This is a genomic window from Gordonia sp. WA4-43 (genome assembly GCF_020520305.1).
Classification (GTDB): domain Bacteria; phylum Actinomycetota; class Actinomycetes; order Mycobacteriales; family Mycobacteriaceae; genus Gordonia; species Gordonia hongkongensis.
On sequence record NZ_CP084736.1, the window covers coordinates 2,054,741 to 2,077,034 of the forward strand.

A 22,294-nucleotide genomic window follows, 5' to 3' on the forward strand; every position below is an offset into this window, starting at 1 on the left:
TCTCGATCGAGCACATCACATCACCGACCCTTCCATGCCGGCTCTTCGCTGCGGGTGTCAGCCATTGACGAGCTCGGGCACCCGCGGGTCCTTCAGGTCGCTGAAGGCAGGAACCTCGGCGGGATCATGACCTTCAGTCAGGATACGGTTGTGCCCATCGACAAACACCACGTTCGGCGAGTATTCGCGGATCTCGGCTTCGTTCAGCATGCCGTAGGCGATGATGATCACCAGGTCACCCGGGTGCACCAGGTGTGCCGCCGCACCGTTGATGCCGATCACCCCGGTTCCACGGGCGCCCTTAATGGCGTAGGTGACCAAGCGTGCCCCGTTGTCGATGTCGACAATGGTGACCTGCTCGCCCTCCAGTACTCCCGCGGCGTCGAGAAGATCCTCGTCAATGGTGACCGACCCGACGTAATGCAGATCTGCCTGGGTAACAGTCGCTCGATGAATCTTCGAGGTCATCATGGTACGCAGCATGGGGGTTCCTGTCCGTCAAGGGGTCGTGCGATCTCCTCACCAATCATCGTCCATGATCCCCGGGTTCGTTACAACTCTCCTTCGCCATGGCCGAACCGCACGCTGGGGAGATGCGACCCGAGTTCATTCGTTTGTAGGAGGCCGACCTGTGCTTCCGCTGGGACGACTCCAATCGTCAGCGACCGGCGGCGGCCTTACGGTAGCCGTGCAATGCAGGATAAAAGCAGCCCACCACGAGCACACCGGTCCAGATCAGCACCTTGGTGAGATCGCCGGCCAGTGGCCCACCGGCCGCCAGCGCCCGCATTGCCTCGATCGCCGGAGTCATCGGTTGGTTGGCGACGATGGGCTGCAACCAGCCCGGATAGGCTTCCACCGGCGAGAATCCAGAATTGAAGAACATCATCAACGTCGTTCCGAGTCCCAGGTACTGGACTATCGGGGCACCTGGACTCGCGTTCACCGCGCACGCCAGGGTCACCATCGCGAAGGCCGCGCCGTAGGCGAGCGCGACCGCCACCAGACCGATGGCCGGTCCGACCCCTTGGGTGAAACGGAAACCGATGAGGTGTCCCGCCGCCAGGATCATCACCGTCGTGACCAGGATGCGAGCGAGTTCGCCGCAGATCCGCGAGGAGAAATCGGCCGACCGATTCACCGGAAGCACCCACAGCCTGCTCAACAGTCCGGTTCTGCGTTCCATGTTCAGCCTCGTGGCCGCCACGACCGACCCCGACATCGCGCTGACCAGGACGACCAGCGGGACTGTGCCGAAGGCACTGTCCTGTCCGGTCGCACCTCCGACGATGTCCCCGAGCACCACCTTGAACATCAGCATTGTGAGCGCGGGGAACACGAGAACCTGTACCAGCGTCGGAACGTCGCGTGAGGCCACCAGCAACTGACGTCCGGTGAGTACCAGCGTCTGATTTCGCCACGCCTTCAGAGCGCCTTCGGGAAGCCGACCCGGCTCGGGAAAGCGCAGGGCGGCGGACACCTCCGCGGTCATCGAGCAGTCCTCCGTTGGTATATGCCGAACAACAACACCGCCACGGCCAGCAAACCCAGGCACCAGTACAACGTCGGGGCGAAGGTCTGCCAGGTCAACGTCCCCGACTGCGCCCTGTTCATCACCGAGACGATCTGCGAGATCGGTTGGTTCTTCACGAAGCCCTGAATCCAATCCGGGAACGCAGTGAGCGGCATGAAGCCTGTCGAGAGCATGCCCAAGATCAGTGTGGGAAAGGCGATGAGTTGGCTGGTGGCCTCGGGCGTTTTCGCAACCAGCCCGATTCCGTCGGCGCATAGGGCGAGCAGGAGGCCGAACGCGATCACCACCGAGACCGCTACGAGGGTGCCGGACCAGCCCGTTCCGCCATCCTCTGCGGACAGCGGCCGCCAGCCGATCATCCAGCACACCGACAGGCCACAGATCACGGCTACCAGGAGTAAGGCGACGTTTGTCGTGGTGCGCGCCAGCACCGGCACGAGCTCAGCCATGGGTAACACCCGAAAACGCGCATGTACCCCCTCCAGTCCGTCCATCGCAGACCTCATCGCCGCCGCGCTCGCCACGAAGGACATCGATTGCAGCATGATGATCGGCATCAGGAACTGGGCATAGTTGTAACCGAGTTCGGCCACCAAACTTCGCAGCGGGAGATAAAAGCATGCCGCCAGCATCAAGGGCGACACGAGCGCGAACAGGACCTCGCCGTTGCGTACGACCTTGGTGAGTCCGCGGTTTGTGAGAACCCACCACTGTTGCAGGGCGCTGATGCGGACGATCGCCTGAGGCAACGCGATGCCTCCTGACGACACCGCCGCCGTCATCGTCTGTTCCCGCCCGTCAACGACATGAACACCTCGTCGAGCGATGGACGGCGCAGGCTGATGTCCGCGAGTGGGATGTCAGCCGCTTTGGAAGCGGCGATGACCTGTGCCAGCGTCTCCACGCCGTTCGGCGCGGGTACCGAGATACGGTCGTTGACCTCGGTCACCTGCAGGCCCACCACGTCGGCGAGCTCGGCGCGTAGCCTCGGCAGGGACGCCGGATGAACAGGTGTGATCTCGCAGAAGGCGCTACCGATCTGCGCCTTGAGCTCGTCGGAGGACCCTTCAGCGATTACTCGGCCGTGGTCGATCACGACCACGTTGTCCGACAGTCTGTCCGCCTCTTCCAGGTACTGGGTGGTGAGCAGCACCGTGGTGCCGGAGTCACGTAACCGTTCGACGAGCGTCCACACGTCCTGTCGACTCCGCGGGTCCAGGCCCGTCGTCGGTTCGTCCAGGAACACCACTTCGGGCTCCGTCACCAGACCGCAGGCCACGTCTATACGACGACGCATACCGCCCGAATACTTGCCCACCTTGCGGTTGGCGGCTTCCTCGAGTCCGAAGGTCTCGAGCAGCACATCTGCTCTCGTCTTTGCCGCCTTCTTCCGCAAGCCGAGCAGGCGACCGAACATGATCAGGTTCTCACGTCCGGTCAGCCCTTCGTCGAGCGCCGCGAACTGACCGGTCAGCATGACAGATCGACGAACCCCGGCAGCATCCTTCACCACGTCGTGACCGGCCACCATGGCGGTGCCGTCGTCCGGCTTCAGCAACGTGCACAGCATGTTGACCGTCGTCGTCTTGCCTGCTCCGTTCGGTCCGAGCAGCGCGACGATGCTGCCCTTGGGGACCCGAAAGCTCACTCCATCCACGGCGACGAAGTCTTTGAAACTCTTCCGAAGGCCGACTGCTTCAATGGCGATCTCGGTGATCTCGCCGACCTCGACCGCCGATACCGGCTCGAGCGACGATGAGGATACGGCACCGGCCTGCGACTGCGCCATGGGCTCTGCTGACATACCGACCATCATCTCCGGCCGTTTCGCAGGGGGTTCATGCAGCCCGGTCACATCCCAACCGACACGCCCAACGTAGGGTATCGGCGGCCCCGAGCCATCGTCGAGAGGTTCTTCGATGGTCGACTCCCCGGTCGGCGTCCATCCGATGCCTGGAATGACCCAGGCGTTGGGATGCCGCTGGCTCGCGCGGTCGTGCTGTCGGTGTGGCTCGAGCCCGTCGTCGGGCTTTCGGTGCCGCGTGCGCCGTGGCTGCGGGCGCGCCGGCATGTCCTTGCGGGCGCCGAATCCCATGGGCCGGTCGTCGCTGGGAGTCAGTGAATCGCGACCCGACAGCGGAACGCCGTTCACCTTGCCTGCGGACACCTCGGGGCCTGCCGGCGCCCCTGGGTCTGCGGATGCCTCAGGGTCGGCAGATACTTCAGGGTCTGCGGATGCCACGGGGTCTGGGGGCGCGCTGGGCTCACCGAGGGCATCGAGCTCCGCGCGCCACGCTCGTAGCTGCCGCAGTGTCGGATCCTCGTCGGGAATCCAGCTCATAGCGCCCTGAGCCGGCTCGGCTGAAGGACGCGATTCGCGCCACTGCTCCGTCCTCCCCGGCGACGGCTGCAGGCCGTCGAAGGAGGAGCGATCATCGGAGTCCGCCATGAGGTCCTAGTCGTTGGTTGCGTCGGGTGTTGCCCGCCCGGTCATCGACTGCTCAGCTCATCCGGGGCGAGTAACCTCACTCAGCCTATAGGTGGCCCGGTGCGATCTGTTTCAGGGCACCTGACAAGAGACCGATCGGCTGACGATCGTTCGCCGGTGTGATCACCGGGCTCCATCGCGGGACACAACCGTGACCGCACACTCCGATCGGCCCGTCGCGACCAGTCCTGCTGCCGGCCCGTCGGTCGGGGTCGCCATCCGTCAGCCGGTCCCCGGCGCCGTGCTCGCAGCGAGAACATCGCCGGCCTCGAACTCGGAACGCTCGTACTCGTAGCGATCGTGCCGATCCGGGGTCTCGACGCTGATGGAAGCGATCGTGGGCCGTCCCGGAGGCTGGATGCGGACCGTCACCCGTCCGTGATCGGTCTCGTCGAGAGTCCGGATCACGCGTGCCACGAGTTGCTCGCGGACTGCCCACCCGTCGCCGTTGAACTCGGTGAGTCCACCGTCGTCGAGCAGGACCACCTCGACGCCCCGCTGACGGGCTCGCCACGCAGCAACGCGCACGTCGGGTAGATCTAGTCCCGAGGCCCGGATGCCGTCGCGCAACTGAGCCTCGAGAAGTCGCGCTGTCGCCACCTCGTCCTCGCTGAATTCGTGCCGCTCGGCGATTCGGGTGAGGATCGGCCGAGCCCGCTCGTCTAGGGCTGCGAGCCGGTGGGCGCGGACCTCCGTGGCGGCCGCGGCTGCGGCATCGAGCGCCGCCTGTCGCTCGTTGGCCTCACGCAATGCGTAGATGTTGCGAGCCATCGGTCGCAGCATCACCGAGAACAGCGACCCCATGATCATGATCGCGTAGCCGGGCAGGGTGATCGACAGACCCCACATCGCATCGAGTGTGGCCACGTGAGCCCAGACCGCCGCGATCACCGAGATGCATCCGCTCGCGACCCACGCCGCGAGAGGCCGCCCGCGAACCGCCAGGAGGGCGAGGATGACCACAGACGCCCCCGTCACCGGTCCGGTCTGTAAGGCCAGCTCCGGCGGGGACGGCAGCGAGAACAGCGTCACCGCCAGGGCGGCGACCCCGAGCACGGCCACCACCGCGGTCGAGCGCCGCGGAAACGGGTCCCCGGGGGCGGTGAGGATCACCAGGGCGGCCACGACGATGAGGGCATACCCGCTCAGAAGCCCCGCCCACTCCAGCGGACCGGCCAGGCCCGCGTTGGTGTGGACCGTGACCGCGAGGTAAGCGACCGCGAAGAAACCCATCGTCAGCCACAGCGGACGCGAGCCTATCCCGAAGGCGCTGACCACCGGACCCCGTCCGAGGTCGCGATCATTCATGCGCGTTTCCAAGCGATCTGGACGGTGGTGCCCCGTCCGACCCGGCTCGTCATCCGAGCACTCCCACCGGGGAGTTGCGCCATGCGCTCGCGAATACTCACCGCGATCCCGATTCGCCCCGGCGCGACCGCGTCCGGATCGAATCCCGCACCGTCGTCGACGACCGCCATGCTCAGCGCATTCGCGGTGAGCTGGACGATGACGGCGGACTCCGCATCAGCCCCGGCATGGCGGACCACGTTGCGCAGCGCTTCCGACATCGCTTCCACGACCGCATCGACGACCTGCGACGGGAATCCCGCCTCGGGCCCAACGCTGGGAGCGCCGCCCGTCCCGATCTCATCCGGGTCGAGATCGGCACGACCGAGGATCTCGACGTCGGTCCGTTCGGAGATCTCCCCAGCCGCCGAACGGATACGCCGGATCACTTCGTCACGCGACATGTCGAGGTGATCGGCCGCGGGGTCCGGGACCCGGGCCACTTCCTCCAGTGCCGACGCCGCCTGCCCGGCGAGGTGTGCATCGGGACGTCCGGGGCCCACCGCGAGCAACGACGCGATGACCCGGTCATGGACGATGGCATCGAATCGCACTGTCTCCATCTGGCGGGCTGCTGCGGCCGCCACGCCCGCCGCTTTCCGGTAGGTGTCCTCACGGGTTTCGTCGAGCATGCGTCCGGTGCGAGTTGCGACCAGCGCGATGGCCAGGAACACCGAGATGAACGCCACCGTCCACAGGATCTCGAACGGCAGATCGTTGTTCAGTTCACCGAACCTGCCCAGTTGCTGTGAGACGTTGGCCGCCGTCGCCGCCACTATCATCGCGGCCACACCGAGAAGGGGATGCACCAGCATCAGGACCATGCTCGGCATACCACAGAACGCGATCATCCACTGTGCTGAGTCGTTCGCTGTGGAGATCGTCGTCCCGTCCCAGGCCGGAAACCACAACGCGACCCCGAGAAGATAGCCGGCCGAGGTTGCCGTCGCGAGGGGACTCAACCATCCCGTTCCGGGACGAAAGCTCGCCGCGACCAACAGGATTCCGGGCCCGACCGACAGCAGTACGCTCAGCGGAGGCCACCACGGCGCGGTCAACGACGCCGAGGAGATGATCGCCGACACCGATACGACCGGGTATCCGATGAACCCCAGCCCGAGAAATCGTGCACCGATTCGTCGGACACGGTCGAGATCAGGTTCGGCCGAATCGGATTCGAACACACGACGACGGACCGCCGAACGCCGGGCCGGCGCGTCGGTCACGATGAGATCTGTCGGCGACGAATCTGCCGACGACACAGTGGATGAGGTCATTGCGCCAACCCTCGCATCGACAGCGGAGGCGGTCAATCCTCCGATGAGACCAAACCCGCAGTTCAGACGCGGAGTAGCGCGACGCCGGCCACGACACGACGAACGGCCCGCTCCCCCTTTGGGCGAACGGGCCGTTCGATCGAATCTCGTTGAGAGAAAGCCTTACTTCGCCTTCTCCAGCACCTCGACGAGACGCCAGTGCTTGGTCGCCGACAGCGGGCGGGTCTCCATGATCCGCACGCGGTCGCCGACGCCGGCATCGCCGTTCTCGTCGTGGGCCTTGACCTTGCTCGTGGTCCGGATGATCTTGCCGTAGAGCGGGTGGCTCTTGCGATCTTCCAGTTCGACCACGATGGTCTTCTGCATCTTGTCGCTGACGACGTAGCCGATCCGCTCCTTGCGGCGGTTACGCACCTGCGTCGATTCCGTCACCTTCTGGTCCTCACTCATGCGTCATCACCATCCGGTCCGGACGCCAGGCCCAGCTCACGTTCGCGCATGACGGTGTAGATACGTGCGATCTCGCGACGCACGGTCCGCAGGCGACGGTTGTTGTCGAGCTGGCCGGTGGCCATCTGGAACCGAAGGTTGAACAGTTCTTCCTTCGACTCTTTCAGGCGATCGACCAGATCGGCGTCGTTGAGCTCACGCAGCTCGTTCGCAGCAACTCCGAGTGCCATCAGAACTGCTCCTCTCTGGTCACGATCCTGGTCTTGATGGGGAGCTTGTGCTGCGCGCGACGCAGGGCCTCGCGAGCGATCTCCTCATTCGGGTAGGTCATCTCGAACAGCACGCGACCCGGCTTGACCGGGGCGACCCACCACTCGGGCGAACCCTTACCCGAACCCATGCGGGTTTCGGCCGGCTTCTTGGTGAGCGGGCGGTCCGGGAAGATGTTGATCCAGACCTTGCCGCCACGCTTGATGTGCCGGTTGATCGCGATACGAGCGGACTCGATCTGACGGTTGGTGATGTACGCGCCTTCCAGAGCCTGGATGCCGTAATCGCCGAACGTCACCTTGGTGCCGCCCTTGGCCTGCCCCTTGAGGCTGGGGTGATGCTGCTTGCGGTGCTTGACCCGACGTGGGATCAACATGGCCTAGCCCTCCTGCTTCTCAGCCGCACCAGCAGTGGCCTCGGCGGGAGCGGCCTCGGCCGCGCGAGCGGCGTCGGTGCTCGTCGCAGTGGTGCCCGAGGCACCGCTACGCCGGGGCCGGCTGGGCCGGCGCGGACGGCGATCCTCGGCTGCCGGAGCGGCCGCAGCCAGCTCGCGGCGTCCACCGACGATGTCGCCCTTGTAGATCCACACCTTCACGCCGATCCGGCCGAAGGTGGTCTTGGCTTCGTAGAGTCCGTAGTCGATGTCGGCGCGCAGCGTGTGCAGCGGCACGCGACCCTCGCGGTAGAACTCACTGCGGCTCATCTCAGCGCCGCCCAGACGACCCGAGCACTGGACCCGGATGCCCTTCACGTTCGGCTGACGCATCGCCGACTGGATCGCCTTGCGCATCGCGCGGCGGAACGCCACACGGTTGCTCAGCTGCTCGGCGACGCCCTGGGCCACCAGCTGGGCCTCGGACTCTGCGTTCTTGACCTCGAGGATGTTCAGCTGGACCTGCTTACCGGTCAGCTTCTCCAGGTCGCCGCGGATGCGATCGGCCTCGGCGCCACGGCGACCGATGACGATGCCCGGACGCGCGGTGTGGATGTCGACGCGAACCCGGTCACGGGTGCGCTCGATCTCCACCTTCGCGATGCCTGCGCGCTCGAGCCCCGTGGAGAGGAGCTTGCGGATCGCGACATCTTCCTTGACGTAGTCCGCGTACTGCTTGTCGGCGTACCACCGCGACTTCCAGTCGGTGGTGATGCCCAGACGGAAGCCGTGCGGGTTGATTTTCTGGCCCACTACTAGGCTCCCTTCTTCTTCGGCTGACGCGAGCGGCCACGGCCGCCGGCTGCCTTCTCCGGCAGGCTCTCCACGACCACGGTGATGTGGCTGGTGCGCTTGCGGATACGGAACGCACGACCCTGCGCGCGCGGCTGGAAGCGCTTGAGGGTCGGGCCCTCGTCGGCGAACGCGGTGGCGACGACCAGGGTCCGGCGATCCAGATCCAGGTTGTTCTCCGCGTTGGCCACGGCACTCGCCAGGACCTTGTACACGGGCTCGGACGCCGACTGCGGTGCGAACCGCAGGATGTCGAGCGCCTCGTCCACGTTCTTGCCGCGGACCAGGTCCAGGACACGACGCGCCTTCATCGGCGTGACGCGCACGAACTTGGCGGTCGCCTTTGCTGTCGGATTATCGGTCTGCGTAGTCATTACCGGCGCTTCGCTTTCCGGTCATCCTTGATGTGACCCTTGAAGGTACGGGTGGGGGCGAACTCGCCCAGCTTGTGCCCGACCATCGAATCCGAGATGAACACCGGCACGTGCTTGCGGCCGTCGTGGACGGCAAAGGTGTGACCGATGAAGTCGGGAATGATGGTCGAACGACGGGACCAGGTCTTGATGACCTGCTTGGTGCCCTTCTCGTTCTGGACATCCACCTTCTTCAGGAGGTGGTCGTCGACGAACGGGCCCTTCTTGAGGCTGCGTGGCATTCTCTTACCTCCTCCTGTTATCGCTTGTTCTTGCCGGTACGACGGCGGCGGACGATCAGCTTGTCGCTGGCCTTGTTCTTGCGGGTACGGCCCTCGGGCTTGCCCCACGGGCTGACCGGGTGGCGACCACCGGAGGTCTTGCCCTCACCACCACCGTGCGGGTGGTCGACCGGGTTCATGACGACACCACGGACGGTCGGGCGCTTGCCCTTCCAGCGCATACGGCCGGCCTTGCCCCAGTTGATGTTGCTCTGCTCGGCGTTGCCCACCTCGCCGACGGTGGCGCGGCAGCGCACGTCGACGCGACGGATCTCGCCGGAGGGCATACGCAGGGTGGCGTAGGTGCCTTCCTTGCCCAGCAGCTGGATCGACGATCCCGCGCTGCGGGCCATCTTCGCGCCGCCACCCGGACGCAGCTCCACGGCGTGGACCTGGGTACCGGTCGGGATGTTGCGCAGCGGCAGGTTGTTGCCGGGCTTGATGTCGGCGGTCGAACCGCTCTCGACGACGTCGCCCTGCTTCAGGCCCTTGGGCGCGATGATGTAGCGCTTCTCGCCGTCGACGTAGTGCAGCAACGCGATCCGCGCGGTGCGGTTCGGGTCGTACTCGATGTGAGCGACCTTGGCGTTGATGCCGTCCTTGTCGTTGCGACGGAAGTCGATCAGACGGTAGGCGCGCTTGTGGCCGCCACCCTTGTGACGAGTGGTGATACGGCCGTGAGCGTTTCGGCCACCACGCCCGTGCAGCGGACGCACCAGCGACTTCTCCGGGTGGTCACGGGTGACCTCGGCGAAGTCGGAGCCGCTGGCCCCACGACGACCCGGGGTCGTCGGCTTGTACTTACGAATAGCCATGAGTCTCTAGTCCTTCTCTGGGCGCCCCGGTCAGCTGACCGAGCCCCCGAAGATCTCGATGGGCTTGCTGTCTGCGGTCAGCGACACGATGGCGCGCTTGGTGGACTTGCGCTGGCCGTAGCCGGTGCGGGTCCGCTTGCGCTTGCCCTGTCGGTTCGCGGTGTTGACGCTGGCAACGCTGACACCGAAGATCTTCTCGATCGCGATCTTGATCTCGGTCTTGTTGGACTCCGGGTGCACCAGGAAGGTGTACACGTTGTCCTCCATGAGCCCGTAGGACTTCTCCGAGATCACGGGCGCCAGGATGATGTCGCGCGGGTCGGCAACGGTCGCCATGTCAGGCCTCCTCTGCTGTCTTCTCGACGGCAGCCTTGGCATCCGCCGTGTTCTGCTCGATGAAGGCATTGAGCGTCTCGACGCTGAACACCACCTCGTCCGAATCCAGGACGTCGTAGGTGTTGAGCTGATCCGGCGCGATCGGCAGCACGTTCTGCAGGTTCGCGACACTCAGCCACGCCGTCAGGTCCTCGCGGCCGAGGACGACCAGGAACTTGCGGCGATCGGAGAGGCTCTCCAGGAACTGACGCGCCGACTTGGTCGAGGGCTTCTGCCCGGAGACCAGTTCGGTGATAACGTGGATGCGCTCGTTACGAGCGCGATCGCTCAGCGCACCGCGCAGTGCGGCCGCCTTCATCTTCTTGGGGGTGCGCTGGCTGTAGTCGCGCGGCTGCGGGCCGTGGACGGTGCCACCGCCGGCGAACTGCGGGGCGCGGGTCGAACCCTGACGCGCACGGCCGGTGCCCTTCTGGCGGTACGGCTTGGCGCCACCGCCGCGGACCTCGCCGCGGGTCTTGGTGGAGTGCGTGCCCTGGCGTGCCGCTGCCTGCTGGGCCACGACGACCTGATGCATCAGCGCGATGTTGGCCGGGGCGTCGAAGAGCGCGGCGGGCAGGTCAACGGTTCCGTTGGTCTTGCCGTCGGCGGTCTTGACGTCCAGCGTCAGCTTGGTAGCCGTCTCGGTGCTCATTTGGCACCACCCTTCACTGCGTCGCGAACCATCACGATGCCGCCCTTGCGACCCGGGATCGCTCCCTTGATCAGCAGGAGACCGGCCTCGGCGTCCACCTTGTGGACGGTGAGGTTCTGCGTGGTCACCTTGTCGTTACCCATGCGGCCTGCCATGCGCATGCCCTTGAACACGCGACCCGGCGTGGCGCAGCCACCGATCGAACCCGGAGCGCGGTGTACGCGGTGGGCACCGTGGCTGGCGCCCAGACCGGCGAAGCCGTGACGCTTCATGACGCCGGCGAAGCCCTTGCCCTTGGAGGTGCCGGTGACGTCGACCAGCGCGCCGTCGGCGAAGATCTCGGCGGTCAGTTCCTGACCGACCTCGAACTCGGCGACGTCGTTGACGCGGATCTCGGCCAGGTGGCGGCGCGGGGTGACCCCGGCCTTGCCGAACTGACCGGCGACCGGCTTGGTCACCTTGCGGGGATCGACGGCGCCGTAGGCGAGCTGGACGGCCGTGTAGCCGTCACGGTCCGCGGTGCGGAGCTGGGTGATCACGTTCGGGCCGGCCTGGATGACAGTCACCGGGACGACGCGGTTGTTCTCGTCGAAGACCTGGGTCATGCCGAGCTTGGTGCCCAGGATGCCCTTGGTCGAACTCTGATTGCTCATGTGTTATCTCGCCCCCGTCCTACTGGATGTTGACGTCGACGCTGGCCGGAAGGTCGATGCGCATGAGCGCGTCGACCGTCTTCGGTGTCGGGTCGAGGATGTCGATGAGTCGCTTGTGGGTACGCATCTCGAAGTGTTCGCGGCTGTCCTTGTACTTGTGCGGCGAACGGATGACGCAGTACACGTTCTTCTCGGTGGGCAATGGCACCGGGCCGACGACGCGTGCCCCGGTACGGGTCACGGTCTCCACGATCTTGCGCGCCGAAGCGTCGATCGCCTCGTGGTCGTAGGCCTTGAGCCTGATGCGGATCTTTTGTCCCGCCACGCTGTGTCCTCTTCCGTCAGTTGTTCTCGACAGACAAACACCGCGTGATCTGGACCGACCTCTCGCCGGCTGAGCACATGACCACCGTGTGAGATACGGCAATCGACGCTGTTCATCTGTCGTTGTACGTTGGCTCGCACCTGGTACGAGCCGGTTTGCTCCGGCACCCGCGGTCGGGCGTGTCGGGACCGTGAACCGAAATCGGGGCACGCGTTACACGCCCAGTCCCCGTAGACCGGGCCTGGGAGTCATTCACCTGATCGCGACCGCGGGTCTGGCACATGGCACAACCTGCGTCCGCCGGTCAAGGCAACCCGAACAGTATGCATCAGGTCGGGAGCGCGATCAAATCAGTGCCGGCGACCGTCGGCCGAACCTTACCTGACCGATGAGTAAGATACCGCCATGAGTTCCACGAACCCCACCTTCGCCCTGCGCAAGAAGCTGCCCGCCAATCCGCTGGGCAACGTCCTCTTCTCCCTCGGCATGGTCGCGAAGGTCCCGTACTTCGGCACCGTCCTGCCTCTCGTGCAGGAGATGGAGCCCGGCTACTGCAAGGTCACCGCGCCCAACTGGTTCGGCGTCCACAACCACATCGGCACCTTCCACGCGATCGCGGCGTGCAACCTCGCCGAGGCCGCGATGGGGATGCTGATGGAGGCCACCACGCCCACCACCCACCGTTGGATTCCCAAGGCGATGCAGTCCAGCTATCTGACGAAGGCCACGACGCGCCTGACCGCCGAGGCGCGACTGGCCGACCCCGCCGACTTCGACGCGATCACCACCGGCACCGACGTCACCGTGTCGGTGAGCATCGTCGACACCGAGGGCGTCGAGGTCGTGCACTGCGACATCACCACCTGGGTGACGCCGAAGTAGTCGCCCCGCCCGGGGTGCCGTCCCGACCGGCTGCTCCTAGGGTGGGAGGATGCCTCCGCCCGGGGCACCAGGGCACCAGCGGCACCGGAGTACGACAGCTAACGAGGAGGACCCCCGACCCATGTGCGGAATCTGCGGCGAGATCCGGTTCGACGGGACGGCTCCGGATGTCTCGGCGGTCGACGCCATGACCTGCGAGATGACACGTCGCGGCCCTGACGGCTCGGGCGTCTTCTCGAAAGGCGCTGTGGCGCTGGGTCATCGGCGCCTGAAGATCATCGACCTGACCGAGAAGGGCAGTCAGCCGATGATCGACCCGGCACTCGGCCTGGCGTTGGTCTTCAACGGCTGCATCTACAACCACCACGAACTGCGCGCCGAACTCGAGGGCAAGGGCTACACGTTCTTCTCCCACGCCGACAGCGAGGTCATCCTCAAGGCGTTCCACGCCTGGGGTCCCGACTGCGTCGACCACCTCATGGGCATGTTCGCGTTCGCCGTCGTCGACACCGACACCGGCGTGGTCACCCTCGGACGGGACCGGCTCGGCATCAAACCGCTCTACCTCGCCGACACCCCCGGTCGACTCCGGTTCGCCTCGTCGGTGCAGGCGCTCCTGCGCGCCGGCGACGTCGACACCTCGATCGACCGGGTGGCGTTGCACCACTACTTCAGCTTCCATGCCGTCGTCCCGGCACCCCACACCATCTACAACGGCATCCGGAAGCTGCCGCCGGCCACCGTCATGACGATCCAGCCCGACGGACGCCGCACCGAACGCCGTTACTGGGAACCGGCTTTCGAACCGCATCCCGACCGCCGGGACTGGGACGAGAAGCGATGGCAGCACGAACTGCTCGACTCGCTGCGGACGTCCGTGCGCCGGCGCATGGTCGCCGACGTCCCGGTCGGCGTGCTGCTGTCCGGGGGCGTCGACTCCTCCCTGGTCGTCGCGCTGCTCGCCGAGCAGGGTCAGACCGACCTCGCGACCTTCAGCATCGGATTCGATTCCGCGGCCGGGGAATCGGGGGACGAGTACGCCTACTCCGACCTCATCGCCGACACCTTCGGTACCGACCACCACAAGATCCACATCGGGACCGACCGGTTGCTGCCCGCTATCCCGGACACGGTCGCGGCGATGGGCGAACCGATGGTCAGCCACGACTGCGTCGCGTTTTATCTCCTGTCGCAGGAGGTCAGCAAGTCCATCAAGGTGGTCCAGTCCGGTCAGGGCGCCGACGAGATCCTCGGCGGGTACAGCTGGTATCCCCCGCTGCTGGACGTGACCCGGGAGAAGACGACGCGCGCGTACGCCGACGTGTTCTTCGACCGCGACGATGTCGACATCCGCGGCATCCTCGCCGACGACTACCTCACCGAGGCCGGTTACGACCCCAGCTTCGAATTCGCCTGGGCCCACCAGTCCGCACCGGGCGCGGCCACCGCCGTCGACGCCGCCCTCCGCCTGGACACGACCGTCATGCTCGTCGACGACCCGGTCAAACGCGTCGACACCATGACGATGGCCTGGGGTCTGGAGGCCCGCGTCCCGTTCCTCGACCACGAGTTCGTCGAACTGGCCGCCACGTGTCCCCCCGATCTCAAGCTGGCGCACGGCGGCAAGGGTGTCCTCAAGGAGGCGAGCCGGGCGCTGCTGCCGTCGGCGGTCATCGATCGCACGAAGGGGTACTTCCCGGTGCCGGGAATCCGCCATCTGACCGGCGGCGTCCTCGATCTCGTGTCGGACTCCCTGCGGTCGAAGGCGGCCCGAGATCGCGGCCTGTACCGTCCCGAGGCCCTCGACCGACTGTTCGCCGATCCCAACGGGATTCGCACGAGACTCGACGGCAACGAACTGTGGCAGGTCGCCCTGCTGGAGATGTGGTTGCAGACGATGGAAGCGAACGCCCGACGGTGACCACACTCCGTTTCGACGACCGCGGCTGGAAGACCTACGGCGCCTCGCTCTCCCCCGACGGAAGTGCCTTCGCCTACATCGTCGACGAGGGCACCGGTTATCCGCGGGCCGCGCAGCGATCGCTCTCGCGGGACGGCGTCGGCGAGTTGCGCTGGGTGCAGCTCCGATCCACCGGTCCGGTCCGAAAGGTGGTGCACTCCACGGACGGTCGCTGGCTGGCGGTCGAGATCGCGCCGAGCGGCGGTGAGCACCACCAGGTGTGGGTCGTCACCACCGATCCCGACGACGACACCGCCCATCGCATCGCCGCGACGCGACCCGACGGGCGATCGTTCGGCACGGTGGGTCTGGTCGGCTGGGACACCGACTGGGTCCTGATCATCGCCATCGATCAGGACGGCACCTCCCACGCGCTCCGCGTGCATCCGGGGACCGGGACGACACTCACCCTCGATCAGCGCGTCGGCAGCGTGCTGATCGACTCGTGGAAGGGTGCCACCCTCGTCCGAGTAGGTCCGCGGGGCTATCACGACATGCTGCTGCTGCGCCGCCGCCCCGAGTCGGGTGACGACGAGATCACGATGACCCCGCTGCTGCCACAGGATCCGGGCGCGGTCACCGACCAGGGTTACCTCCTCGACCAGGGTTTCGACCACTCCTCCCTGGTGTTCGTCCCCGCCCCGAACGAACCGGACCGCGACCTCGACAGCGTCCAGGCGCTGGTGCGCAGCGATTTCGACGCCAAGTTCCCGCGGCTCCTGGGAGTCGAGGTCAGCAAGTTCGGCGTGCGCTTCCGGGTGATGGCCCAGCGCGTCGACATCGGCCTCGACGAGTTCGCGGTCAGCCACGACCAGTCGACCGTCGCCCTGCTGTGGAATGTGCGGGGCTGCAGCGAGTTGCAGATCATGACCCTGCCCGATCAGACCCTGCACCCGCCCATCGACCTGCCCGGCGAGGTGGCCTCCGATCTCTCGATCAGTGCCGCCGGGTCGGTGGTGACGGTGACGGTGTCGAGCCCGCAGCACTCCCCCCTCGTTCATCTCGTGGATGTCGCCAACCGGCAGGTGTTCCCGGTCCGCGACGACGTCGTCGCCGGCGAGGGGCCGTCGTGTCTGCTCCGGCCCGAGCTGATGGAGTTCTTCGCGCGCGACGGTATGCCGTTGTCCGGCTTCCTGTTCCGCGCCAAGCGAGCCGCGGGCACGGCCGTGCCCGGCCCCACCCTGCTCTACTTCCACGGCGGACCGGAGGGACAGTCGCGCCCGGACTACCAGTTCCTGTTCGGCCCCCTCGTCGACGCCGGGATCACGGTCTTCGCCGCGAACGTCCGCGGGTCGTCGGGATACGGCAGACTCTTCGCCCACGCCGACGACCGGTACGGGCGCTACGCCGGGATCGACGATGCAGCAGATTGCGCGGTGTTCCTCTGCCGTCAGGGCATCGCCGACCCCGACGCGGTCTACTGCTCCGGCCGTTCGTACGGCGGTTATCTAACCCTGGCATGTCTGACCTTCCATCCCGAACTGTTCGCCGCCGGGATCGCCATCTGCGGCATGAGCGACCTGGAGTCGTTCTTCCGCAACACCGAACCGTGGATCGCGGTGGCGGCCTACACCAAGTACGGACATCCGGAGTTCGACCGTGAACTCCTCGCCGACCTGTCGCCGATCCACCGGATCGACGCGGTGCGCGCGCCGCTGCTCGTCGTCCACGGAGCGCACGACACCAACGTGCCGGTGAGCGAGTCGCAACAGATCGTCGCCGAACTCCAGGCACGCGGCGCCGTGGCCGAGATGCTGATGTTCGACGACGAGGGTCACGAGATCGTCAAGCGGCACAATCAACATCGGCTCACCGAGGCGGTCGCCGACTGGATCGCGCGTCACCCGTCCCGGAACCGGTCGTCTCGATGAACAGGCGGATGACCGACCGCCTGCTCGCCCAGCTCGCCGAGACGCGTTCGGCCAACACACGTGCGAATGTGCTCGAGGAACTACGCCGACTGATCCTGTCCGGTGGCGCGCCCCCGGGGACCCAACTCCCGCCGGGCGAGATCGCCGACGCATTCGACGTGAGTCCGATCCCGGTCCGCGAAGCCCTGAAGACACTGGTCGGCGAAGGCCTGGTGGTGCACCGCCCCGGAGTGGGGTACCGCGTGAGTCAGCTGTCCACCGAGGAGCTACGCGAGATCTACTTCGTCCGAGGCACTCTCGAACAAGCAGCACTCGCCCGGTCCGTCGGCCTGATCGACGAGTCCTCGCTGGAGACCGCACGCGCACGCCACATCGAGCTACTCACGGCGGTGAAGTACAACGACGGCAAGGCTTTTCACGACATCTCCCGCGAGTTCCATCGCGCTCTCACCGAGCCGTGCGCGATGCCGCGCCTGCTCAACATGTTCGAGGCGACCTGGAACCTCACCGAGCCGTTCCAGGTGATGAGATCGGTGACCGCCGAGACCCAGCAGGCACTCAACACCGACCACGCCGACCTCCTCGCGGCGTTCGGCGACCGAGACACCGCATCGGTCCTCGACGTCGCACACCGTCACCACCAGCGCCTCGAGAGCGCCGTCATCGAGACCGCCGCACTCCTCGACGTCCGCCACGACTGAGCCCCGGCGAAATATATCTGCCCGTTCATCGCGGGGTAACAATCCGTTCTTACATTTCTCCCATCAGCGTGCTCCCCGTATGACTTCCGACCCCGGCCGCTGACCAGGACCAGGAGAACGCCAATGTCCACACCACCCTCCGGGACGCCCGGGCCGCAGGTACCCGCGGCCACGTCCCACACCGGCGCCGCCGGTGAGAGCGTCATCAAGTCCACCTACGACGATCGGCTCACCAACACCGATCTCGCGCCACTGAAGGAACAGAAGTGGACGTGGTACAACATCTTCGCCTTCTGGATGTCCGACGTGCACAGCGTCGGCGGCTACGTGTTCGCGGGCAGCCTCTTCGCGCTGGGCATCGCGGCCTGGCAGGTGCTGGTGGCGCTCGTGGTGGGCATCGTGGCCGTCAACATCCTGTGCAACCTGGTCGCGAAGCCGTCCCAGATGGCGGGCGTTCCCTACCCGGTGACGACCCGGGTCTCGTTCGGCGTCAAGGGCGCCAACATCCCGGCGATCATCCGCGGCGTGATCGCGGTCGTCTGGTACGGCATCCAGACCTATCTCGCCTCAGTCGCTTTCGGGCTCCTGGCGCTGAAGTTCTGGCCCGGACTCGAACCATGGGGCGATGTCGAACAGCATGGTTTCCTCGGCTTGTCCGCGCTCGGCTGGGCGGGTTTCATCCTGATGTGGATCCTGCAGGCGTTCGTGTTCTGGAACGGCATGGAGACCATCCGGAAGTTCATCGACTTCTGCGGTCCCGCAGTGTACGTCGTCATGATCGCGCTGGCGGCCTACCTCGTCGTCGAGGCCGGTTGGGACAACGTGAGTCTCGACCTGTCGGTCGGCGACGGACTCTCGGGCTGGTCGTCGTTCACGATGATGATCAGCGCGATCGCACTCGTGATCTCCTATTTCTCCGGTCCGATGCTCAACTTCGGTGACTTCTCGCGTTACGGGCGCACTTTCGGCGAGGTCAAGAAGGGCAACTTCTGGGGTCTGCCGGTCAACTTCCTCTTCTTCTCACTCCTCGTGGTGTGCACGGTCTCGGCGGCGGTCACGGTCATCGGTACCGACGAGGACGGCAACATCATCACCGATCCGGTGCACATCGTCGATCGCATCGACAACACGACCGCCGCGGTGCTGGGCGTGCTCACCTTCGCCATCGCCACGATCGGGATCAACATCGTCGCGAACTTCGTCTCGCCGGCGTTCGACTTCTCGAATGTCGCGCCCACCAAGATCAGCTGGCGAACCGGCGGCATGATCGCGGCGGTCGGCTCGGTACTCATCACGCCGTGGAACCTCTTCAACAATCCGACCGCGATCCACTACACAATGGACACCCTCGGCGCGGTCATCGGTCCGCTGTTCGGCATCCTCATCGCCGATTTCTACCTCGTCAAGAAGCAGAAGATCGAGGTGGACGAGCTCTTCACCATGAGGCCCGAGGGCGCCTACTGGTACCGCAACGGCTGGAACCCGGTTGCCGTCGGCGCCACCGCCATCGCGTCGATCCTCCCGATCGGTGTCGTCATCTTCGGCACCGTGTACCAGGCCAGCTTCACGTGGTTCATCGGCGCGGGCATGGGCATGCTCCTCTACTGGCTCGGGATGAAGTTCGTGCCGACCCGCCTGATCTACGGACCCGCGGCGCTCGCTCGCATGACCGCTGACATCGAAGTGATGTCGGCGGAGCCCGAGACCGCGGGAACGCCGACCACAGAAGCCGCGTCCACCGTGCCCGGGGGCAGCACCCGGAACTGACGGGCGGTGAACCACCGGGCCGCGCGAGCATCTCGCGCGGCCCGGTCTGCCGTGTGCGGCTTCCGAACCCACCGCCCACCCCTGACGCATCCATTGTGCCATTGACAAATGGCACGGTTGCTGGTGGTGTGAGTTGATGCACACCAGGACGACTCCGACCCCGCTGCCGACCCGCGCGTCGGCACGGGCCACCGCGACCGCCCATGCGACGAGGTGGGGGCTCGGCACGTTCACCGGCGCGATTCCACTGAATCCGCTGGGCATCCGACTCTCGCGCGGTCTCATCGCCGCGATCATGCGCACGCTCGGACGTACGCCATCCGGAACAACCGTGTATCCGGTCCGCGAGAACGGCATTCGCGGCGAGTGGGTTCTCGGACCGGATGTCCGACGGGGGCGCCGCGCGATCTACTACGTCCACGGCAGCGCGTACAGCATCTGCTCGGCTCGCACACATCGGTCGCTGGCCGCGCGGCTCTCTTTCGCGACCGGGATACCGGTGTTCGTCGTCGACTACCGTCTGGCTCCCGAGCACCGATTCCCCACCGCCGCCGAGGACGTCGCCGACGGCTTCGACTGGCTGCTCCGCCAGGGCTTCCTCCCTGCCGACATCGTGGTCGCCGGCGACTCCGCCGGCGGTCATCTGGCCTGCGATCTGACCCTCCGACGCGCGGACGGCGGCGCTGCCCAACCCGCCGCGGTCGTCCTGTTCTCCCCGCTCATCGACCTCACCTTCGAGCTGGCGCGCACCCAGGAACGCATCCGGCGCGACCCGGCGATCACGGCTGCGGCTGCCGCCCGCCTGGTGGCGCTCTACACCCGCGACGTTGCCGCCGACGACCCGCGTCTCGCGCTGGATTTCGCGGCGGCACGGGATCTTCCACCGTTCCTCATCCAGGCGGGCGGCGCCGAGATGCTCAGCGCCGACGCCCGCCACCTGCACGAGCAACTCAGCGCGCACGGCGGTGACAGCCGGCTGGAGATCTGGCCGGGCCTGATGCACGTCTTCCAGGCCCTCCCCCGGCTCGGCCCAGAAGCCGACGCCGCACTGCGCCGGGTGGCCGAGTTCCTGGGCGACCGGGCGGCGGACCGGCCGTCTCCGGCGACGGCCCCGGCCTCACTCACCGAGGCGGACGCGTCATGATCACCGCGGTCGACGGAATACGGCGCCGGTTCCTCCGGAATCCGGTGTCGCAGAACGCTCGCGCGCTCGTCACCGGTGCCGGGAGCGGGATCGGCCGTGCGTTCGCGCTCGAACTCGGCCGGCGCGGCGGCGAGGTGATCTGCGCCGACATCGACGAGACACGCGCCGACGAGACCGCGTCGCTGGTCACCTCCCGGACCGGGCGGGTGGCCCATGCGTTCACCTGCGATGTCGTCGACCGGGCCGCGATGGCCTCGCTCGCGGCGTTCACCCGCGACACCTTCGACGGTCCACCGACCCTCGTCGTCAACAACGCCGGGGTCGGCATCGGGGGCCGCCCGGTCGGCGACATCGGGTTCGACGACTGGGACTGGACGCTCGGGATCAACCTCTGGGGTGTGGTGCACGGGTGCGAACTCTTCGCACCGATGCTGCGCGAAGCGGGCCGCGGCGGGATCATCAACGTCGCGTCGGCCGCGGGTTTCGCCGCGGCGCCGGTGATGGCGCCCTACAACGTGTCGAAGGCCGGCGTGGTCTCGCTGAGCGAGACACTCGCCGCCGAGCTGGCCTCCGCCGGCGTCGGTGTCACGGTTCTGTGCCCCACGTTCGTCAAGACCAACGTGGCCCGCGACGGTCGGATCACCTCGGACGCACAGGATCTCGCCGGGACGCTGATGCGCTGGACCGGGGTGTCCCCGGCCGGCGTGGCCGCATCGACACTCGACGCCCACGATCTGGGACGTCTCTACGTCCTGCCGCAACTGGACGCCCGCGTGATCTGGCATCTCAAACGACACTTCCCGGCGTCCTACGTCCGCGGACTCGGACTCCTCAACCGCCTCCTGCCGTCGTCCTGACCCGGCGACCTCAGCGCACCGACCACACGAAAGGACCACTCTCATGGCCATCGACCTCGACAACATGCTGCAGAAGATCAAGCACCGTCAATGGGCCCTGATCGACATCGATTGGGACGCACCGGGCGCCGAGCTCATCGACCCCGACCTCCACGCCAAGCTCAAACCCTTCATGAGTGACCTGATGTAGATCGAGAACGTCGGCGCACGGGGCTTCGCGGCCATGGCCAAGAAGGCGCCGACCCCGACGCTGAAGAGCATCTACGAACACTTCCACGCCGAGGAACAGAAGCATGCCAATGCCGAACTGGCACTGATGCGCAGGTGGGGCATGCTCGGCGGCGCCGGGAGCGGAGCGAGCGGGCCGAACGCAACAGGCGACGAGATCCCGTCACCGAATATCAACGTGCAGCTGGTGATCAACTGGCTCGACCGACACTCCGACGACATGTCCCTGTCCTTTCTGGGAACCGTGATCCCCATGCTCGAGGTCGCGCTCGACGGCGCGCTGATCAAGTTCATCACCGACGAAGTCAAGGACCCGGTGGCCCAGGAGGTGTTCAGACGGATCAACTCCGATGAATCGCGCCACCTCGCAGTCGACTTCGAGGTGATGGAGATCCTCGGACACGCGGGGTTGCGCAAACGGACGATCGATTTCGTCGGCGGGTGGGTCAAGCCGACCTTCCTGATCGGGGCTCTCAGTTATGTTCCGCTCCTGAACAAGATGCGCGACAACATCGTCGCGATGGGGGTCGACGAGGAGCGGTTGTACAGCGCGATGAAGCGCTACCGGGCGGTGGGAGATCGAAGTGAGTACGTGCGGCGCCTGCCCATGTTCCAGGTGGTCGCGTACCACGGTGCGGCGGTGATCAATCGAGGCAACGTGCCCTACCACCTGTTCGCCGACTCGATGGTGAAGCTCACCGATCGCATCCCGTTCGGGCTGGTCCACCGAACACCCACGTGGTCGCAGGAACTCACCTACGAGCCGACGGCCTGAGGGG

The 22,294-nt window shown here is 66.3% G+C and carries 25 protein-coding genes and 1 pseudogene; 9 read left to right on the forward strand and 17 right to left on the reverse strand.

What is annotated here, in order from left to right:
* Nucleotides 1-57: 57 nt before the first annotated feature.
* The 4 genes from panD to LEL84_RS09105 form a co-directional block, all read right to left on the reverse strand.
* Complete coding sequence (gene panD / locus LEL84_RS09090) at nucleotides 58-483, reverse strand: aspartate 1-decarboxylase (RefSeq protein WP_226513853.1); 426 nt, start codon at nucleotides 481-483, stop codon at nucleotides 58-60.
* Between the two features lie 175 nt (nucleotides 484-658).
* Complete coding sequence (locus tag LEL84_RS09095; RefSeq protein ID WP_226513854.1) at nucleotides 659-1,492, reverse strand: ABC transporter permease; 834 nt, start codon at nucleotides 1,490-1,492, stop codon at nucleotides 659-661.
* Nucleotides 1,489-2,316 (reverse strand): ABC transporter permease, encoded by an 828-nt coding sequence (locus LEL84_RS09100; RefSeq protein WP_226513855.1) that lies wholly within the window; start codon nucleotides 2,314-2,316, stop codon nucleotides 1,489-1,491. Before LEL84_RS09100 ends, LEL84_RS09095 begins: the two co-directional genes overlap by 4 nt.
* The gene (locus LEL84_RS09105; RefSeq protein WP_319005264.1) at nucleotides 2,313-3,338 is read right to left on the reverse strand and encodes an ATP-binding cassette domain-containing protein; all 1,026 of its coding nucleotides are present in this window, start codon (nucleotides 3,336-3,338) and stop codon (nucleotides 2,313-2,315) included. Before LEL84_RS09105 ends, LEL84_RS09100 begins: the two co-directional genes overlap by 4 nt.
* A 171-nt stretch (nucleotides 3,339-3,509) precedes the next feature.
* Here LEL84_RS09105 and LEL84_RS24830 point away from each other — a divergent pair, with 171 nt between their 5' ends.
* Nucleotides 3,510-3,656, forward strand: a complete 147-nt coding sequence (locus LEL84_RS24830; RefSeq protein ID WP_319005265.1) for a hypothetical protein — start codon at nucleotides 3,510-3,512, stop codon at nucleotides 3,654-3,656.
* Between the two features lie 588 nt (nucleotides 3,657-4,244).
* On the opposite strand, the gene LEL84_RS09110 is transcribed toward LEL84_RS24830, so the two are convergent.
* The 13 genes from LEL84_RS09110 to rpsJ form a co-directional block, all read right to left on the reverse strand.
* Complete coding sequence (locus LEL84_RS09110) at nucleotides 4,245-5,330, reverse strand: hypothetical protein (RefSeq protein ID WP_226513857.1); 1,086 nt, start codon at nucleotides 5,328-5,330, stop codon at nucleotides 4,245-4,247.
* Nucleotides 5,327-6,646, reverse strand: a complete 1,320-nt coding sequence (locus tag LEL84_RS09115) for a sensor histidine kinase (RefSeq protein ID WP_226513858.1) — start codon at nucleotides 6,644-6,646, stop codon at nucleotides 5,327-5,329. The genes LEL84_RS09110 and LEL84_RS09115 overlap by 4 nt, the downstream gene beginning before the upstream one ends.
* Before the next feature lie 162 nt (nucleotides 6,647-6,808).
* Complete coding sequence (rpsQ, locus tag LEL84_RS09120) at nucleotides 6,809-7,096, reverse strand: 30S ribosomal protein S17 (protein WP_226513859.1); 288 nt, start codon at nucleotides 7,094-7,096, stop codon at nucleotides 6,809-6,811.
* The gene (gene rpmC / locus LEL84_RS09125) at nucleotides 7,093-7,326 is read right to left on the reverse strand and encodes a 50S ribosomal protein L29 (protein WP_004020547.1); all 234 of its coding nucleotides are present in this window, start codon (nucleotides 7,324-7,326) and stop codon (nucleotides 7,093-7,095) included. Before rpmC ends, rpsQ begins: the two co-directional genes overlap by 4 nt.
* On the reverse strand, nucleotides 7,326-7,742 hold the full coding sequence (gene rplP, locus LEL84_RS09130) for a 50S ribosomal protein L16 (RefSeq protein WP_004020548.1): 417 nt from the start codon (nucleotides 7,740-7,742) through the stop codon (nucleotides 7,326-7,328). Before rplP ends, rpmC begins: the two co-directional genes overlap by 1 nt.
* A 3-nt stretch (nucleotides 7,743-7,745) precedes the next feature.
* Complete coding sequence (gene rpsC / locus LEL84_RS09135; protein ID WP_004020549.1) at nucleotides 7,746-8,552, reverse strand: 30S ribosomal protein S3; 807 nt, start codon at nucleotides 8,550-8,552, stop codon at nucleotides 7,746-7,748.
* Between the two features lie 2 nt (nucleotides 8,553-8,554).
* The gene (gene rplV / locus LEL84_RS09140) at nucleotides 8,555-8,965 is read right to left on the reverse strand and encodes a 50S ribosomal protein L22 (RefSeq protein WP_004020550.1); all 411 of its coding nucleotides are present in this window, start codon (nucleotides 8,963-8,965) and stop codon (nucleotides 8,555-8,557) included.
* A complete protein-coding gene (gene rpsS, locus LEL84_RS09145) occupies nucleotides 8,965-9,246 on the reverse strand; it encodes a 30S ribosomal protein S19 (protein WP_004020551.1) in 282 nt (93 codons plus the stop codon). Before rpsS ends, rplV begins: the two co-directional genes overlap by 1 nt.
* Nucleotides 9,247-9,263: 17 nt before the next feature.
* Complete coding sequence (gene rplB, locus LEL84_RS09150) at nucleotides 9,264-10,100, reverse strand: 50S ribosomal protein L2 (protein ID WP_004020552.1); 837 nt, start codon at nucleotides 10,098-10,100, stop codon at nucleotides 9,264-9,266.
* Between the two features lie 30 nt (nucleotides 10,101-10,130).
* Nucleotides 10,131-10,436: a 50S ribosomal protein L23 gene (rplW, locus tag LEL84_RS09155; protein WP_058252341.1), complete on the reverse strand. Its 306-nt coding sequence runs from the start codon at nucleotides 10,434-10,436 to the stop codon at nucleotides 10,131-10,133.
* Nucleotide 10,437: 1 nt separating this feature from the next.
* Complete coding sequence (rplD, locus tag LEL84_RS09160) at nucleotides 10,438-11,127, reverse strand: 50S ribosomal protein L4 (RefSeq protein WP_058252342.1); 690 nt, start codon at nucleotides 11,125-11,127, stop codon at nucleotides 10,438-10,440.
* Nucleotides 11,124-11,780: a 50S ribosomal protein L3 gene (gene rplC / locus LEL84_RS09165; RefSeq protein ID WP_058252343.1), complete on the reverse strand. Its 657-nt coding sequence runs from the start codon at nucleotides 11,778-11,780 to the stop codon at nucleotides 11,124-11,126. The genes rplD and rplC overlap by 4 nt, the downstream gene beginning before the upstream one ends.
* A 19-nt stretch (nucleotides 11,781-11,799) precedes the next feature.
* Entirely contained in the window at nucleotides 11,800-12,105 is a 306-nt protein-coding gene (gene rpsJ / locus LEL84_RS09170) for a 30S ribosomal protein S10 (protein WP_003938093.1), read from the reverse strand.
* A 405-nt stretch (nucleotides 12,106-12,510) separates the two neighbouring features.
* Between rpsJ and LEL84_RS09175 the strand changes: the two genes are divergently transcribed.
* The 8 genes and pseudogenes from LEL84_RS09175 to LEL84_RS09210 all read left to right on the forward strand — a co-directional run bounded on the left by LEL84_RS09175 (nucleotide 12,511) and on the right by LEL84_RS09210 (nucleotide 22,290).
* On the forward strand, nucleotides 12,511-12,987 hold the full coding sequence (locus tag LEL84_RS09175; RefSeq protein ID WP_226513860.1) for a hotdog fold domain-containing protein: 477 nt from the start codon (nucleotides 12,511-12,513) through the stop codon (nucleotides 12,985-12,987).
* Nucleotides 12,988-13,108: 121 nt separating this feature from the next.
* Nucleotides 13,109-14,908 (forward strand): N-acetylglutaminylglutamine amidotransferase, encoded by a 1,800-nt coding sequence (locus tag LEL84_RS09180; protein ID WP_226513861.1) that lies wholly within the window; start codon nucleotides 13,109-13,111, stop codon nucleotides 14,906-14,908.
* Nucleotides 14,905-16,818, forward strand: a complete 1,914-nt coding sequence (locus LEL84_RS09185; protein ID WP_226513862.1) for an alpha/beta hydrolase family protein — start codon at nucleotides 14,905-14,907, stop codon at nucleotides 16,816-16,818. Before LEL84_RS09180 ends, LEL84_RS09185 begins: the two co-directional genes overlap by 4 nt.
* An 8-nt stretch (nucleotides 16,819-16,826) precedes the next feature.
* Nucleotides 16,827-17,519, forward strand: a complete 693-nt coding sequence (locus LEL84_RS09190) for a GntR family transcriptional regulator (protein ID WP_226513863.1) — start codon at nucleotides 16,827-16,829, stop codon at nucleotides 17,517-17,519.
* A gap of 123 nt (nucleotides 17,520-17,642) precedes the next feature.
* Nucleotides 17,643-19,286 (forward strand): NCS1 family nucleobase:cation symporter-1, encoded by a 1,644-nt coding sequence (locus tag LEL84_RS09195; protein WP_065629647.1) that lies wholly within the window; start codon nucleotides 17,643-17,645, stop codon nucleotides 19,284-19,286.
* A 136-nt stretch (nucleotides 19,287-19,422) separates the two neighbouring features.
* Nucleotides 19,423-20,430, forward strand: coding sequence for an alpha/beta hydrolase (locus LEL84_RS09200; protein WP_226513864.1), 1,008 nt, complete (start codon nucleotides 19,423-19,425; stop codon nucleotides 20,428-20,430).
* Nucleotides 20,427-21,287 (forward strand): SDR family NAD(P)-dependent oxidoreductase, encoded by an 861-nt coding sequence (locus LEL84_RS09205; RefSeq protein WP_226513865.1) that lies wholly within the window; start codon nucleotides 20,427-20,429, stop codon nucleotides 21,285-21,287. The genes LEL84_RS09200 and LEL84_RS09205 overlap by 4 nt, the downstream gene beginning before the upstream one ends.
* A gap of 43 nt (nucleotides 21,288-21,330) precedes the next feature.
* Nucleotides 21,331-22,290, forward strand: a pseudogene (locus LEL84_RS09210) (ferritin-like domain-containing protein).
* Nucleotides 22,291-22,294: the final 4 nt, after the last annotated feature.